The 17,395-nt window shown below is 39.8% G+C and carries 13 protein-coding genes and 2 pseudogenes; all 15 read left to right on the top strand.

Annotated elements, in window-relative coordinates:
* The first annotated feature begins 14 nt into the window (after window positions 1-14).
* Window positions 15-1,280 (top strand): 3-isopropylmalate dehydratase large subunit, encoded by a 1,266-nt coding sequence (gene leuC, locus DW959_RS07785; RefSeq protein WP_021944394.1) that lies wholly within the window; start codon window positions 15-17, stop codon window positions 1,278-1,280.
* 18 nt (window positions 1,281-1,298) lie between these two features.
* Window positions 1,299-1,783: pseudogene (leuD, locus tag DW959_RS07780) on the top strand (3-isopropylmalate dehydratase small subunit).
* A gap of 259 nt (window positions 1,784-2,042) precedes the next feature.
* Window positions 2,043-3,127: pseudogene (leuB, locus tag DW959_RS07770) on the top strand (3-isopropylmalate dehydrogenase).
* Window positions 3,128-3,141: 14 nt separating this feature from the next.
* Entirely contained in the window at window positions 3,142-4,818 is a 1,677-nt protein-coding gene (gene ilvD / locus DW959_RS07765; RefSeq protein ID WP_118615830.1) for a dihydroxy-acid dehydratase, read from the top strand.
* Window positions 4,819-4,843: 25 nt separating this feature from the next.
* A complete protein-coding gene (gene ilvB / locus DW959_RS07760) occupies window positions 4,844-6,526 on the top strand; it encodes a biosynthetic-type acetolactate synthase large subunit (RefSeq protein WP_117785426.1) in 1,683 nt (560 codons plus the stop codon).
* Window positions 6,527-6,559: 33 nt separating this feature from the next.
* Entirely contained in the window at window positions 6,560-7,642 is a 1,083-nt protein-coding gene (gene serC, locus DW959_RS07755; RefSeq protein WP_008402910.1) for a 3-phosphoserine/phosphohydroxythreonine transaminase, read from the top strand.
* A gap of 69 nt (window positions 7,643-7,711) precedes the next feature.
* Entirely contained in the window at window positions 7,712-8,875 is a 1,164-nt protein-coding gene (locus DW959_RS07750; protein WP_117821899.1) for a phosphoglycerate dehydrogenase, read from the top strand.
* A 26-nt stretch (window positions 8,876-8,901) separates the two neighbouring features.
* Window positions 8,902-9,987, top strand: a complete 1,086-nt coding sequence (gene asd / locus DW959_RS07745; protein ID WP_008402908.1) for an aspartate-semialdehyde dehydrogenase — start codon at window positions 8,902-8,904, stop codon at window positions 9,985-9,987.
* 405 nt (window positions 9,988-10,392) lie between these two features.
* Complete coding sequence (locus DW959_RS07740) at window positions 10,393-11,097, top strand: hypothetical protein (RefSeq protein ID WP_147353073.1); 705 nt, start codon at window positions 10,393-10,395, stop codon at window positions 11,095-11,097.
* 2 nt (window positions 11,098-11,099) lie between these two features.
* Window positions 11,100-11,705: a hypothetical protein gene (locus tag DW959_RS07735; RefSeq protein WP_147353072.1), complete on the top strand. Its 606-nt coding sequence runs from the start codon at window positions 11,100-11,102 to the stop codon at window positions 11,703-11,705.
* Window positions 11,706-11,746: 41 nt separating this feature from the next.
* Window positions 11,747-12,448, top strand: a complete 702-nt coding sequence (locus tag DW959_RS07730) for a hypothetical protein (RefSeq protein ID WP_118615824.1) — start codon at window positions 11,747-11,749, stop codon at window positions 12,446-12,448.
* Between the two features lie 21 nt (window positions 12,449-12,469).
* Window positions 12,470-12,727, top strand: coding sequence for a hypothetical protein (locus DW959_RS07725; RefSeq protein WP_021944401.1), 258 nt, complete (start codon window positions 12,470-12,472; stop codon window positions 12,725-12,727).
* 2 nt (window positions 12,728-12,729) lie between these two features.
* The gene (gene yidC / locus DW959_RS07720; protein WP_021944402.1) at window positions 12,730-14,754 is read left to right on the top strand and encodes a membrane protein insertase YidC; all 2,025 of its coding nucleotides are present in this window, start codon (window positions 12,730-12,732) and stop codon (window positions 14,752-14,754) included.
* A gap of 14 nt (window positions 14,755-14,768) precedes the next feature.
* On the top strand, window positions 14,769-16,586 hold the full coding sequence (locus DW959_RS07715; protein ID WP_021944403.1) for an aminotransferase class I/II-fold pyridoxal phosphate-dependent enzyme: 1,818 nt from the start codon (window positions 14,769-14,771) through the stop codon (window positions 16,584-16,586).
* Window positions 16,579-17,301 (top strand): class I SAM-dependent methyltransferase, encoded by a 723-nt coding sequence (locus DW959_RS07710; RefSeq protein ID WP_021944404.1) that lies wholly within the window; start codon window positions 16,579-16,581, stop codon window positions 17,299-17,301. Before DW959_RS07715 ends, DW959_RS07710 begins: the two co-directional genes overlap by 8 nt.
* Window positions 17,302-17,395: the final 94 nt, after the last annotated feature.

The following is a 17,395-nucleotide window of genomic DNA, read 5'->3' as shown; positions in this document are numbered from 1 at the left end:
GGAGGACAAAGCACATGGGTATGACAATGACTCAGAAGATTTTAGCTGCACATGCAGGACTTGACAGCGTGGAAGCCGGACAGTTGATTGAGGCAGATTTGGACCTTGTACTTGGAAATGATGTTACAACACCTGTAGCAATTCATGAGATGGACAAATTCAATAAGAAAGAAGTATTTGATAAGAATAAGATTGCACTTGTAATGGATCACTTTACACCGAATAAGGATATTAAGAGTGCAGAGCATTGTAAATGTGTCAGAGAATTCTCGGCAGAGAACCAGATCAAGAATTTCTTTGATGTAGGTTCTATGGGTATTGAGCACGCTCTGTTACCGGAGCAGGGACTGATCGTTGCAGGCGAGACCTGTATCGGTGCAGATTCTCATACATGTACATATGGTGCACTTGGTGCATTTTCAACCGGTGTTGGAAGTACTGATATGGCAGCCGGTATGGTGACAGGCAAAGCATGGTTTAAGGTACCATCTGCGATCAAGTTTAATATTGTAGGAGAGAAAGCACCTTGGGTCAGCGGTAAGGATGTTATCCTTCACATCATTGGTATGATCGGTGTAGACGGCGCATTATACAAATCTATGGAATTTGTTGGTGACGGTATTAAGAACCTGACCATGGATGATCGTTTTACTATCGCAAATATGGCAATCGAAGCAGGTGCCAAGAACGGAATCTTTCCGGTGGATGAATTAACAGAAGCATACATGAAGGAACATTCCACAAAGGCTTACAAGAAGTATGAAGCAGATGCAGATGCAGTTTATGATGAAGAGTATACGATTGATCTTTCTACACTTCGTCCAACAGTTGCATTTCCACATCTGCCGGAGAATACAAAGACAATTGATGAAGTTGGCGATATCAAGATCGATCAGGTTGTGATCGGATCCTGTACAAATGGACGTATTTCCGATATGCGTATTGCAGCAGATATCATCAAGGGCAGACAGGTAGCACAGGGTGTTCGTGTCATCGTGATCCCCGGAACACAGGAAGTATACTTACAGTGTATCGAAGAAGGACTCATGACGATATTTGTAAAGGCAGGCGCTGTAGTTTCCACTCCTACCTGTGGACCATGTCTTGGTGGACATATGGGTGTTATGGCAGCAGGAGAAAAAGCCGTATCCACAACCAACCGTAACTTTGTAGGACGTATGGGTCATGTTGATTCAGAAGTATATCTGGCAAGCCCGGCTGTTGCAGCAGCATCAGCGATCACAGGCAAGATCAGCAGTCCGGAAGAACTTGGATTATAATTAAGGAGGGTACGCAGAATGAAAGCATATGGTACAGTACACAAATATGGTGACAACGTAGATACAGATGTTATTATCCCTGCAAGATATCTGAATTCATCAGATCCTGCGGAGCTGCAAAACACTGTATGGAAGACATAGATAAGGAATTTGTAAACAACGTAAAAGCAGGAGATATCATTGTGGCAAAGAAGAACTTTGGCTGTGGTTCCTCCAGAGAGCATGCACCGATCGCGATTAAAGCATCCGGTGTAAGCTGTGTTATCGCAGATACATTTGCAAGAATTTTCTATCGTAACTCGATCAATATCGGACTTCCGATCATTGAGTGCCCGGAAGCAGCAGAAGGTATCGAGGACGGTGATGAAGTAGAGATCAATTTTGACAGTGGTATCATCTACGATAAGACAAAGGATACCCGGTATAAGGGGCAGGCATTTCCTCCATTCATGCAGGAGATCATTAAGAATGAAGGCCTGATTAACTACATTAACAACAAGTAATGCACATTTGAATAACTCTATGCTATGCAAGCTTGCTTGCATACAGCATAGGAGTTATTCAAATGTATAGTGCGCAGCACAAACCGAGCCGAAAGGCGAGGTTGCATTACTTGGTAAAGAAAAGGCATATGCCAATAACTCTATGCTATGCAAGCTTGCTTACATATAGCATAGAAGTTATTCAAATGTATAGTGCGCAGCACAAACCGAGCCGAAAGGCGAGGTTGCATTACTTGGTAAAGAAAGGCAGGAATAAAAGATGAAATTTAATTTAGCAGTGATCAAGGGTGACGGTATTGGCCCTGAGATCGTAACAGAAGCAATGAGGTTCTGGATAAAGTTGGTGAAGTATATGGTCATACATTTGATTATGAGCAGATCCTGATGGGTGGATGCTCGATCGACGCAACCGGAGTGCCGCTTACAGATGAGGCAGTAGCAGTAGCAAAATCAAAGGATGCCGTATTGTTAGGTTCCATTGGTGGAAATACTTCTACCTCGCCATGGTATAAGCTTCCTCCAAATTTAAGACCGGAAGCAGGACTTCTTAAGATCCGTAAGGAGCTTGGATTATTTGCAAACTTAAGACCGGCAAATCTTTATGAGGAGTTAAAGAGTGCCTGTCCGTTAAAGGAAGAGATCGCAGATCGTGGATTTGACATGATGATCATGCGTGAACTGACAGGTGGCCTGTATTTTGGAGCAAGAAGTACAGAGGAGATCGATGGTGTGTTAACTGCACATGATAACCTTGTATATAATGAGAATGAGATCCATCGTATTGCGATTAAGGGTTTTGATATCGCAATGAAGAGAAGAAAGAAAGTTACATCTGTAGATAAGGCAAATGTTCTGGATTCTTCCAGATTATGGAGAAAGATCGTAGAAGAAGTGGCAAAGGATTATCCGGAAGTAAGCTACGAGCATATGTTAGTTGATAACTGTGCAATGCAGCTTGTAAAGGATCCTGCACAGTTTGATGTTGTATTAACAGAGAATATGTTCGGTGACATCCTTTCCGATGAGGCATCCATGATCACAGGTTCGATCGGTATGCTTCCGTCTGCATCCTTAAATGAGACGAAGTTTGGTATGTATGAGCCAAGCGGCGGATCAGCACCGGATATTGCAGGACAGAACAAGGCCAATCCTATCGCAACGATCCTGTCGGCAGCTATGATGCTTCGCTTCACATTTGACTTGGATAAGGAAGCAGATGCAGTAGAGCAGGCTGTAAAACAGGTACTGGTAGATGGTTACAGAACATGTGATATCATTTCGGAAGGAATGACACCGGTAAGCTGTTCTGAAATGGGAGATTTAATTGCAGAACGCATAAAATAAAGGAGAGTATAGAGATGAAGAGTGATAATGTAAAAGTCGGAATGCAGCAGGCGCCACATCGTTCCCTGTTTAATGCACTCGGTATGACAAAGGAAGAAATGGAACGTCCGCTGGTAGGTATCGTATGTTCTTACAATGAGATCGTTCCGGGACATATGAATCTGGATAAGATCGCACAGGCAGTTAAGATGGGAGTTGCTATGGCTGGTGGTACACCTGTCATGTTCCCGGCAATTGCAGTCTGTGATGGTATCGCTATGGGACATATCGGTATGAAATATTCATTAGTAACCAGAGATCTGATCGCTGATTCTACAGAAGCAATGGCAACTGCACATCAGTTTGATGCACTGGTTATGATCCCGAACTGTGATAAGAATGTACCTGGTCTGTTAATGGCTGCAGCAAGAGTAAATGTACCTACCGTATTTGTATCCGGTGGCCCAATGCTTGCAGGTCATGTAAAAGGTCATAAGACCAGTCTTTCCAGTATGTTTGAGGCTGTTGGTTCTTATTCGGCAGGAACCATGACAGCAGAAGATGTAAATGAATTTGAATGTAAGGCATGTCCTACCTGCGGTTCCTGTTCCGGTATGTATACAGCGAATTCCATGAACTGCTTAACAGAAGCACTTGGTATGGGACTTCCTGGAAACGGAACGATACCTGCGGTGTATTCTGAGCGTCTGAAGCTTGCAAAGCATGCAGGTATGGCTGTTATGGATATGTACAGAAAGAATATCAGACCAAGAGATATCATTACAAAAGAAGCGATCATCAATGCATTAACCGTTGATATGGCGCTTGGATGTTCTACCAACTCCATGCTTCATATTCCGGCTATCGCACATGAGATCGGGTTTGACTTTGATATTTCCTATGCAAATGAGATCAGTGCCAAGACACCAAACTTATGTCATCTGGCTCCTGCAGGTCCTACTTATATGGAAGATCTGAATGAAGCCGGTGGCGTATACGCTGTTATGAATGAATTAAAATCCGCAGGTCTGTTAAATGAAGACTGTATGACAGTAACCGGTAAGACGATCGGTGAAGCTGTTGACGGCGTAGCAAATAAGAATCCGGAAGTTATCCGTACACTGGATAGTCCATATAGTAAGACCGGTGGTCTTGCAGTATTAAAGGGAAATCTTGCACCGGACGGTTCTGTTGTAAAGCGTTCCGCTGTTGTACCTGAGATGATGGTGCATGAAGGACCTGCAAGAGTATTTGACTGTGAAGAAGATGCGATTGCAGCGATCAAGGGCGGTAAGATCGTACCCGGTGATGTCGTTGTTATCCGTTATGAAGGACCGAAAGGAGGCCCTGGTATGCGTGAGATGTTAAATCCAACATCAGCGATCGCAGGTATGGGACTTGGATCATCAGTAGCCTTGATCACAGACGGAAGATTCTCAGGAGCCAGCCGTGGTGCATCCATCGGACATGTTTCACCGGAAGCAGCAGTTGGTGGTCCGATCGCACTCGTAGAAGAGGGAGATATCATCAAGATTGATATTAACAATACTACGATCACGTTAGATGTACCGGATGATGTGCTTGCACAGAGAAAGGCTGCATGGAAGCCAAGAACACCGAAGGTAACAACCGGTTATCTTGCAAGATATGCCGCTATGGTAACATCAGGAAATCGTGGAGCGATCTTAGAGGTACCAAAGGCTGATAAGTAGAGAGTATTAAAGGAGCAAAAGGAAAATGGCAAAGAAGATATCAGGTTCTGAGATAGTAATTGAATGTTTAAAAGAACAGGGTGTTGATATTGTGTTCGGGTATCCGGGGGGCGCAATCTTAAATGTCTATGATGCCTTATATAAGCATCAGGAAGAGATCACGCATGTACTTACATCACATGAGCAGGGGGCAGCACATGCCGCTGACGGATATGCAAGAGCAACAGGTAAGGTCGGTGTCTGTATGGCTACATCCGGTCCCGGTGCAACAAACCTTGTAACGGGAATTGCAACTGCATATATGGATTCCGTTCCGATGGTTGCGATCACCGCAAATGTCGGAGTAAATATGCTTGGTAAGGACAGCTTTCAGGAGATCGACATTGCAGGTGTTGTAATGCCGATCACAAAGCATAGCTTTATCGTAAAAAATGTAGAAGATCTGGCACCGACGATCCGACGTGCATTTAAGATCGCAAAGAGTGGAAGACCAGGTCCTGTCCTTGTTGATATTACAAAGGATGTTACGGCTGCAGAGGCAGAGTATACATATGAAGAACCGGCAGTGATCGAGCGTAAGACAGATACAATCCGGGAAGAAGATATAAATAAAGTGATCGAGATGATCAAAGTATCCAGAAGACCATATATCATGGCAGGTGGCGGAGTGATCATTTCAGGAGCTTCCGAAGAATTAAAAGAATTTGCCGAGAAGGTAGATGCACCTGTATGTGATACACTTATGGGAAAGGGCGCATATGATGGTACAAGCGAGCGTTATACCGGCATGATCGGAATGCACGGAACCAAGGTATCGAATCTTGGAGTATCCAGATCCGACCTTGTGATCGTGGTAGGAGCACGTTTCTCCGACCGTGTCATTGGAAATGCTTCCAAGTTCGCACCAAATGCAAAGATCATTCATATTGATATCGATGCAGCCGAGATTGATAAGAATATTCCGGCAAATGCAAGCATTGTGGGTGATGCTAAAGAAGTTCTGACGATATTAAACAGTAAACTTCCAACTCAGTCAAATCGTTCCTGGATGGCAGAAATCAAGGATTTAACAGAGAAAAATCCGGTCACATACGACATGGATCACTTAAATGGACCGGCAACTATCAAAAAAATCTATGAAATTACCGAAGGAAATGCTATAATCACTACTGATGTAGGTCAGCACCAGATGTGGGCGGCACAGAATTACACTTATAAGGAGCCAAGAACTTTCCTTTCATCAGGCGGACTTGGTACTATGGGATACGGTGTCGGTGCAGCTATCGGCGCAAAATATGGCAGACCGGATAAGACTGTAGTAAATATCGCAGGAGACGGATGCTTCCGTATGAATATGAACGAGATTGCGACAGCAGCCCGTTATAAAGTACCTATCATTCAGGTGGTATTAAATAATCACGTTCTCGGAATGGTAAGACAGTGGCAGAATCTGTTCTACGGACAGCGGTATTCGAATACAGTATTAGATGATTCTGTTGATTTTGTAGCAGTATCAAAAGCACTTGGGGCAAATGCAAGTAAGATCACATCGATCGAAGAGTTTGAAACAGAGTTTAAGAAGGCATTGACAGCAGATGGTCCGACCGTACTGGATGTTATGATCGATTCCGATGATAAGGTATGGCCTATGGTAGCTCCGGGTGCTGCAATCGACACCTGTTTCACAGACAAAGATCTTGATAATTAAAAATAACAATAATAAAAAAGAAGGAGATAAAAAATGGCAAGAGTATTTAACTTTTCAGCAGGTCCATCCATGCTTCCTGAATCTGTATTAAGAGAAGCAGCAGAAGAAATGCTTGACTACAGAGGAACAGGCATGAGTGTTATGGAGATGAGTCATCGATCGAAAGCATTCGATACGATCATCAAAGAGGCAGAACAGGATCTTCGAGATATCATGGAAATCCCTGATAATTACAAAGTATTATTCTTACAGGGCGGTGCTTCCCAGCAGTTCGCTGCGATACCTATGAACCTTATGAAGAATGGTGTAGCGGATTACATCATCACAGGTCAGTGGGCAAAGAAAGCGTACGAAGAAGCTAAAAAATATGGAAAGGTAAATGCTGTTGCTTCATCAGCAGATAAGACATTCTCCTATATCCCGGATTGTTCTGATCTTCCGATTGATGAGGATGCAGATTATGTATATATCTGTCACAACAATACAATCTATGGAACTACATATCACAAGCTTCCAAATACAAAGGGTAAGATTCTGGTAGCAGATATGTCATCCGACATTCTGTCTCAGCCGGTCAATGTATCTGACTATGGTATGATCTACTTTGGCGTACAGAAGAACGTAGGTCCGGCCGGTGTAGTAGTTGCGATCATCCGTGAAGATCTGATCCGTGATGACGTTATGCCATTTACACCAACCATGTTAAAGTATAAGACACAGGCAGATGCAGATTCTCTTTACAATACACCACCATGCTACGGTATTTATATTTGTGGCAAGGTATTCAAATGGGTAAAAGAGATGGGTGGTCTTGCAGCTATGAAGGAGCACAATGAGAAGAAGGCAGCAATCCTTTACAATTTCTTAGACAGCTCCAAGATGTTTAAGGGAACTGTAGTAAAAGAGGATCGTTCTTTAATGAATGTTCCATTTGTTACAGGTGATGAAGAATTAGATGCCAAGTTCGTAAAGGCTGCAACAGAAGCTGGTTTTGTAAATCTGAAGGGACACAGAACGGTTGGCGGCATGAGAGCATCGATCTACAATGCAATGCCGATCGAAGGTGTTGAGAAGTTAGTAGAATTCATGAAGGATTTCGAAGAGAAGAATTCATAATAAGAGCATTCTGCATGCAGTCCTTTGGGATTGCATGCGGAGGCGGATATAAAGGAGAGTTAAATAAAAATGGCAGTTAAAGTGAATTGTTTAAATCCGATCGCTGCATGTGGCATGAAGCTGTTACCGGATACATATGAAATAACGGATAATTATGCAGACGCAGATGCGGTCCTGGTAAGAAGTGCATCCATGCATGATCTGGAACTTTCAGACAAACTCCTGTGTGTTGCAAGAGCAGGTGCAGGTGTAAATAATATTCCACTTGATAAATGCGCAGAAAAGGGCGTTGTAGTATTCAATACTCCAGGTGCAAATGCAAATGGTGTTAAGGAACTGGTTGTAGCAGGTCTGCTTCTTGCTTCCCGTGATCTGATGGGCGGATACAACTGGGTAAAGGACAATGCTTCTGACGAGAACCTTGCAAAAGCAGTTGAGAAGCAGAAAAAGCAGTATGCAGGTAATGAGATCGCCGGCAAGAAGCTCGGCGTTATCGGTCTTGGTGCGATCGGTGCCAAGGTAGCAAATATCGCAGTCAGACTTGGAATGGAAGTATATGGTTATGATCCGTTTGTATCCGTTGATGCAGCATGGGGCTTATCCAAATACATCAAACATATTACAAATGTAGAAGATATCTATAAGGAATGTGATTATATCACGATCCATGTTCCAGCACTTCCTGCAACAAAGGGAATGTTGAATGCAGATGCATTTGCCATGATGAAGGATGGTGTCAGAATCCTGAACTTTGCAAGAGATGTTCTTGTAAATGATGAAGATATCAAGGCAGCACTTGCAAGCGGCAAGGTAGCAAAATATGTAACAGATTTCCCTAATCCGGCAATCGCAGGTACAGAAAATGTAATTGCATTACCACATCTTGGTGCCTCCACAGAAGAATCTGAAGATAACTGTGCGATCATGGCATGTAAAGAAATCACAGACTTTATGGAGAATGGTAATATCAAGAACTCCGTAAATTATCCAAATGTAAATATGGGCGTATGTGGTGATACTGCCAGAGTTACAATCTGCCATAAGAATATTCCTAACATGCTGACACAGTTTACAGGCGTATTTGCAAAGCAGGGCGGAAATGTATCGGGAATGATCAGTCAGGCAAAGGGTGAATATGCATACTCAATCCTTGACATTGATAAGGTTCCTACAGAAGACGATATCAATGCATTGCTTGCAATTGATGGTGTTATCAAGGTTCGCGCGATCTAAGAAAAAAGATTAGGAGATTAGTAAAAATGAGTGATAAACTGAAAGTTGGTATTCTTGGTGCTACCGGTATGGTAGGACAGAGATTTATAGCATTATTAGAGAATCATCCATGGTTTGAGGTTGTAACAGTGGCTGCAAGCCCAAGAAGTGCCGGAAAGACATATGAAGAGGCAGTCGGCGATAGATGGAAGATGGATACTCCGATGCCGGAGGGCGTTAAGAAGCTCATCGTTCATAATGTAAATGAAGTAGAACAGGTTGCTGCAACTGTAGATTTTGTATTCAGTGCAGTTGATATGTCAAAGGAAGAGATCAAGGCGATTGAAGAAGCATATGCAAAGACAGAGACTCCTGTAGTATCCAACAACTCAGCACATCGCTGGACACCGGATGTTCCTATGGTAGTACCTGAGATCAATCCGGAGCATATGAAGGTCATTGATTTCCAGAAGAAGAGACTTGGAACAACCAGAGGCTTTGTAGCAGTAAAACCAAACTGCTCCATCCAGTCTTATGCACCGGTTCTTACAGCATGGAAAGAGTTTGAGCCATATGAGGTGGTTGCTACCACATATCAGGCAATCTCAGGTGCAGGTAAGACCTTTAAGGACTGGCCGGAAATGGTTGGAAATATCATTCCATATATCGGTGGAGAAGAAGAAAAGTCAGAGAAGGAACCACTTCGTATCTGGGGTAAGATCGAGGATGGAGTGATCGTTCCTGCAACAACACCGGTTATCACATGTCAGTGTATCCGTGTTCCTGTATTAAACGGACATACAGCAGCTGTATTTGTTAAGTTCAAGAAGAATCCTACAAAGGAACAGTTGATCGAAAAGTTGGTATCATATAAGGGCGTTCCTCAGGAGCTTGAGCTTCCAAGCGCACCAAAGCAGTTCATCCAGTATCTGGAAGAAGACAATCGCCCACAGGTATCAATGGATGTTGACTTTGAACATGGTATGGGAATCAGCGTTGGTCGTCTTCGTGAAGACACTGTATATGACTGGAAGTTTGTTGGTTTATCCCATAATACAGTCAGAGGTGCAGCAGGTGGTGCTGTCCTTTGCGCAGAGTTATTAAAAGCACAGGGATATATCACAAAGAAATAAATGTTCATAAAGCAATAAGTTGAAAAAAGGAGGTTCTTTTAGAATATACAAAAAGAGCCTCTTTTCTTTCATAACATAATGCAAGATTTGTATGAGGAGGATAAAATGCTGGGGGTCTGGTTTATTATATGTGTTATTTTTCTTACAGTGTTTCGTTATATATGGAAAAGAAAGGAAAATAATCCATGTATGTTATTTTCGTATTTTTTATATTTGTATGATGTGACTGGATTGTTTTACTATGTGCTTGTTGGTAAATGCCGTGTAAAAATACTGTATCTGCTAATTGTTCTTTTCATGGTTATTCTTCAAATAGGATTACCATTCCTTTTCAATCATATTGGAAGAGATAATCGGGTAATTAAAGTGCTGAAGAACTGGCATGAACAAGTGATGAGTTCGTTTATGTTTTGGGGAATGTTGATCCTGTTATATCTTCCAAATGGCGAATGGGGGATCAGCGGGGGATTCTTTATTATGTCATATCTGGTAAATGCTTTCTTTATGGTGATGAAAAAGCTGCGGGAATCCATTTGGGAAATGCATATGCTTCAGAATATTGCAGGCTTCTTTGCCTTTATTATATGTATGATCGTTGCAAGATCAGATGATTTTCAATATTTTTCAAATTGGCTGTTTGCTTTATTATTGATCATCTGGCTTGTTTTATTATGTTTGTTTACCTTTGGAGCAGTTGATAAAAATCCGGGAATGTTATACTGGCTGTTTACAGAAACAGCAGAAAACCGAAAAGTACAGGTTGTTCGATATAAAAGAATTATAAAAAGATTTTTTAATATCTTCCTTTCCCTGTTTTTGTTGATGTTTTGGGTATTTATAGAGAATACACTGGAATTTTATTATACCAATCGAAAGACCTTGGAATTTAACTTATCTGATTTCTGGGGTAGTATGATCGTGCAGTCTTTTTTCTTATCCGTTATCATATCTGTTCTGGTCAGTTTATTGAAAACGAATGTAACAAAGATTATCAGTTGTTGTTTATGGGGATTAGCGGTAGCTTCCTATATTCAGGTTATGATATTTGATCGTGACCTTGGTATTACGGAGCTTATGCAATTAAATGGAGTGATTATTCCGGCAAGATGATCATGACCGGAATTGTATGGGGAATCTGTATTGTAGTTCCGGTTATTTTGTTTGCAAAATTTAAAAATAAATTCTTTAGTATTTTGAAATATGTAGCAGTGTGTTTATTATGTATTCAGATATCGGCAACTGTATATCTGGTTATAAAATCCGGAGGTTATAGGAATACTTCAGAAGCAGAGATTACAAATTACTATGTTTCAGGCAAAAATGAATATACAGTATCGGAAGAAAAAAATATTTTTGTATTTGTTCTTGATACATACAGCAATGATTTTATTGACGAAATGACAGAGCAATATCCGGATGCGTTAGAGCCGCTGCATGATTTTACATATTATGATAATTATGACAGCAAATATGACGGAACAGCGCTGGCAATGAATTATCTGTTAACGGGACAGGAATTTGATAATACGATTCCTTGTCGGGAATATTCTAAAGAAGCATTTCATTCAGAAAAGGCTGTCGAATTTTATAATACACTAAAAGAACAACAGTATTCTTGTAATATATATACGGATAAAGCAACAGTTAGTTTCTTAATGCAAAGAATCTATATGAATATTATGATAATGTACAGGAAAATGCAGATGGTGAGATCTTAGTCGATTACCACGCAGTCCGGAAAAATATTATAAAGGGGGCAATGTATAAAGTATTGCCGCTGGCATTAAAGAGATTTTCTTTAGTTGTTACCAGTGATTTTGATGGTGCGGTCAGTTCTTCCGGCGGAGGGGAAGATTCGCCGGACCTGGATGATGATTTTTATTTAAAATTACAGACACAGGGACTAGAATATAACAGCAGTTCTGGAACATTTGCAATTTACCATTTTAGCGGAATGCATGATTATGGGGATGGAAAGGGAAAAAATCTGCCAGAAGCGGCTTACGATAATCTAAATGATGTGTACGTTTTTCTTGATGAATTGAAAAATATGGGAGTTTATGATAATTCAACGATCATAATAACGGCAGATCATGGAAAAATCATGACGGTAGATGGTATTCAGCCTATTTTCTTTATCAAAGAACCCTATAAAAAGAATGACAGGCTTGCAGTTTGCAGTTCTCCGGTAAGTGCGGAAGAGTTTATGCCAACGATCATGAAGCTTATTACAGGTGAAAGCAAAGATAAAACCATTTATGATTATGAAGCGGATGAAAATCGGTCAAGAAGTGTATATATACGACAGTACAAGGAAAATATATCCGATCTTCTGAAAAATGATTCAGCAAATTATGCTTGTTTGTATAAGTATACATATCAGGGAGACAAGGATGAATTAAGGAAATATGCAGGTGCAAAACCGAAGCAGAAGATACCGTTGATCGATTTCTGGTATTAAAAAACAAGAAAAGGAGATAGTATGATGTTTAATGAAATGAATTTATTAGTACAGGAATTTCCAACAATGAAATTATATATTGATCCGGCGACGACAAGTTATCTGATCCAGATAATTGCCGGAGTAGTGATCGCAGCAGGTGCGGTAGCAGGAATTGCATTCAGTAAAATAAAAAGAGCATTAAAAAAAGGAAAAACAGAAGAACAGCCCGTAAAAAAGACAAGAAATGAAGAAAAGAAAATTGTTACTGCAGATGATTTGTTAGATGATGAGGAATAGAAGTGAATCAGATAATTAATTATGTTTCGGATTTTTTCGGGATCATAATGAGATGGTGCTATGTTTTTGTAAATAATTATGGATTGTCAATTATTGTGTTTACGATTTTTACAAAATTTGTATTATTTCCTATTTCATTGATTACACAGAAAAATTCGATAAAAATGGCACAGATGCGTCCGGAACTTGATGCTTTAAAAGTAAAATATGTGGATGATAAAGATCGGTATGCAGATGCACAACTGGAATTATATAAAAAAATGCAATATCATCCATTACTGGATATGATACCACTGCTGATCCAGATTCTGATCGTTCTTGGATTGGTGGGTGTTATGTATTGCCCGCTTTCATATATCCTGCGGATGCAGGATCCCGATATCGCTATGCTGCAAAAATGGTTTGAGGGGCTTGGATGGACATTGCAGGATAATTCTTACCAGTTGACAATGATCCATGAAATACAGAATGGTATTAGCGGTGTGCCTGAAAACCTTATGGGACTGATAGAAAAGATATCAGATTTTGATATGAATTTTATCGGATTTAATTTATCAGAGAAACCACAATTATCATTACATAATAAACTGGTTTTGATTCCTGTTTTATCGGGTGTGAGCGCATGGCTCATGTGTGTTGTTCAAAATAAAATAAATGTGCTGCAGTTATATGCCGGAAAATGGAATAAAATAGGAATGACGGTATTTATGATAGCATTTTCCACATATTTTGCGTTCCTTGTTCCGGCTGGAGTCGGGGTATATTGGATCTTTGGAAATTTGTTCGCAATTCCTTCCATGTATCTGGTAAATATTGTGATGCCGCCTGAAAAATATATTGATATGGATTACATACGGATCTTGAATGAAACAGCAGAGGAAAAAGAAAAGATACGAAAAAAGTATGGGAGAACAGAGAAACAGGATTATCATCGGTTTGAGAAGACTGAAAAGAGAATTGTATTTTATGCAGAGGGCCGGGGCTTTTATAAATATTATCAGCCGATCATAGAGTATCTGGCTGAACGGTCTGATTATAAAATGGATTATGTTACCAGTGATCCGGAGGATCCGATCCTGAAGCAGGAGCAGTCGGCAGTCCGGGCATATTATATAGCACAGGACAAGTATCTGATTCCTTTGTTTATGAAATTGGATTGTGATATCTGTCTGATGACGATGCCAGATCTGGAAAAATATCATATCAAGCGTTCCAAGGTAAGATCAGATATTGAATATATTTATGTAGCACATGGGATGGGAAGTAATGCACTTACATTACGGAAAGGTGCATTAGATTATTATGACACGGTTTTTTGTGTAGGAATCGATTCGGTACGTGAAATACAGCAAATGGAAGCGCTGTATGTGACACAGCCTAAAACTCTGGTTGAGACAGGATATGCGTTATTGGATCAGATGATCGAGCAGTATCAGATTGAAAACAGAAAAGAAAATGAAAAGAAAAAAATACTGATCGCACCATCGTGGCAGCCGGAAAATATTATTGATCTGTGTATTGAGCAGATATTAGATAAATATAAGAATACACCATATGAGGTCATTGTACGGCCGCATCCGCAGCAGGTGAGACATCAGATGGAACGGTTTGTGGAAATGCAGGAGCGATATGCAAAGGATGATAATATAACTATACAGACGGACTTTTCTTCTAACAGTACGGTTATGGATGCTGATCTGCTGATAACAGACTGGTCAGATATATCATTTGAATATGCATTTACAACATTGAAACCAGTGCTGTTTATTGATACGCCAATGAAAATCATGAATCCTGAATATGATAAGATTGAGCAGAAGCCAATTAATGTGACATTGCGAAATGTGCTTGGGAAGGCGATATCTGTAAATGATATTGATAATATACTTGAAATATCTACAGATATGTTAAAGCAAAAGGACATGTATAGAAAGCAGATTGCGGATGCCAGAGAGAAACATATTTTTAATATCGGAAAGAGCCGGATATTAAGTGGAAAATATATTATGAAACGGCTTATGGAATAGAGAGGGGTAGGAGAATGCAGGGTATAATATTAGCAGCAGGAATGGGGAAACGATTAAAGAATATTACAAAGAATAAGACTAAATGTATGGTTGAAGTAAATGGAATATCTCTGATTGAAAGAATGCTGAAGATCCTTGACAGAAAAGACCTGTCAAGGATCGTTATAGTGACAGGGTATCAGGAAGAGACATTAAAGGAATATATTGTGTCATTAACAATACATACACCGATCATATTTGTGGAAAATCCAATATATGATAAAACAAATAATATTTATTCCCTGTCTTTAACGGCCACTTTTCTGGAGGAAGAAGACACCCTCTTGCTGGAATCAGATCTGATTTTTGATGAAACGGTAATAGATCTGATATTATGTGATCCAAGAGAGAACCTTGCACTTGTTGATCGGTTTGAAAGCTGGATGGATGGTACATGTATGCTTTTGGATGAGAATGACTGTATTGTGGATATGGTCGCAAAAAAAAATCTTCATTTTGTAAATGCGGATCAATACTATAAGACAGTGAATATATATAAATTCAGCAGGCATTTTTCCAAGTATACATATGTGCCTTTTCTAAAGGCGTATGCAATGGCAATGGGAAATAATGAATATTATGAGTCTGTTATCCGCTTGATCGCAATGCTTGACACGAAAGAGTTGCAGGCCAGACGGCTTAACGGTCAGCGCTGGTATGAGATTGATGATATTCAGGATCTGGATATTGCAGAAAGCCTGTTTACAGATAATACAGAGGAACAGTATAAAAAAATAACTGCCAGATATGGTGGCTTTTGGAGATATCCTAAATTGGTCGATTATTGCTATCTTGTAAATCCGTATTTCCCAACAGAACACATGTTGGAAGAAATTCGTGCCAACAGTGACCGGCTGATCATGCAGTATCCCTCTGGTGCAAGAGTGATACGGTTATTGGCAGGCAAACTGTTTGGCATATCAGATAAGAAAATTATAGTTGGTAATGGAGCAGCGGAATTAATTCGTGAAATGATGCAGGAAACGAATGGAAAAATAGGTTTTGTGACTCCGACATTTGAGGAATATATAAATTGCTGTAAGCAGGAACAAAGAGTTATTATGGATACCAGAAAAATGGATTTTTCATATTCTGGACAGGACATTCAGGATTATTTTGAACAGAAGCATATTCAAATGCTTGTGCTGATAAATCCGGATAATCCTAGTGGGAATTATATTGATTCCAGAGAAATATATGAATTGATCCATTGGTGTAAGAAGAAAAAGATATGTCTTATATTAGATGAGAGTTTTTCGGATTTTTCGGATGAGGCAGAATCTTGTATAGCTGATTCGTATCTGGAACTGTATGATGAGTTTTATGTAATAAAAAGTATTTCAAAATCATATGGGGTTCCGGGCTGCAGACTGGGAATATTAGCTGGAAGAAACAGTGAAAAACTTGATCAGATCCAGCGCAAACTGCCAATCTGGAATATTAATTCTTATGCAGAATTCTTTTTACAGATCATAGAAAAGTACAAGGAGGATTACAGACTGTCACTGGATCGTCTTAGAAAGTCCCGTGAGATTTTCATGAAAGAGCTGGAAAAACTCCCATATATGAAGGTATATCCATCGCAAGCAAATTATGTTATGTGTGAACTTTCAGATGGAGTGAAAAGCAGGAAACTTGCATCATTTTTACTGGAAAATAATATTTTGATCAAAGTGCTGAATGAGAAATTAAATAACCAAAAGGAAATGATCAGACTTGCAGTTCGGACGGATGAAGAGAATCTGCATCTGGTTGAATTGTTGAAAAAATTTGGAGGTGAATATATTGAATAACTGGAAAGCAATCTGGAATAGAAGAGAAGCGGATGAATGTTTTTTGCAGTCGCTTGAAGATCCTAAAGCAATCTGGCGGGAGCTGAAACGAATTGATGGATTTGATGTGGATCTGGGAGATTCAGCGGATGCATATTATAATGCATTTTATAAAAGCTGGGAAGAAGAATGTGCACTTTTAAATACACATATTGGTCCGTGGAACAGCATTTATGAAGTAGGATGCGGCGCAGGAGCGACCTTATATTTATTTTCCAGGCAGAATAAAAAGATTGGTGGAATTGATTATTCCAGACAGAGTACAGATATTGCAAAAATTGTATTAAAAGAAGCGGAGATAGCATGTATGGAAGCGGACCATATTTCAACAGATGAAAAATTTGATGTTGTGATGGCTGATTCTGTATTTGCATATTTTCCAGATGAAGCCTATGTATCTGATGTTCTGGAGAAGATGTATGAAAAAGCGCATAAGGCTGTGCTGATCACAGAGATATTTGATAAAGAGCTGGAAGATGCCTGTATGCAGTATAGAAGAGCTAAAATACAGAATTATGATGAAAAATATAAAAATCTTGATAAGTTATTTATTTCAAAATCCATGTTTGAAATGTTTTCACAAAAGCATGGTTGTGAATTGGTATTTACATCTGTTGAAAATCCATATTACTGGAATAGTCAATTTATGTACAATGTATTAATTATTAAGAAATAAGAAATAACACCAAATTCGCTAACAAATTCTTGCTACCATCATACAATTGTGCTAAAATCAAACAGGATTGAGATAATGAGAAAAATGGAGGCAC

It is taken from the genome of Clostridium sp. AM46-21, from assembly GCF_003480025.1.
GTDB lineage: Bacteria > Bacillota > Clostridia > Lachnospirales > Lachnospiraceae > Coprococcus > Coprococcus ammoniilyticus.
The sequence above is the reverse complement of the archived record's forward strand: the minus strand, read 5'-3'. Positions and strand labels throughout refer to the sequence as shown.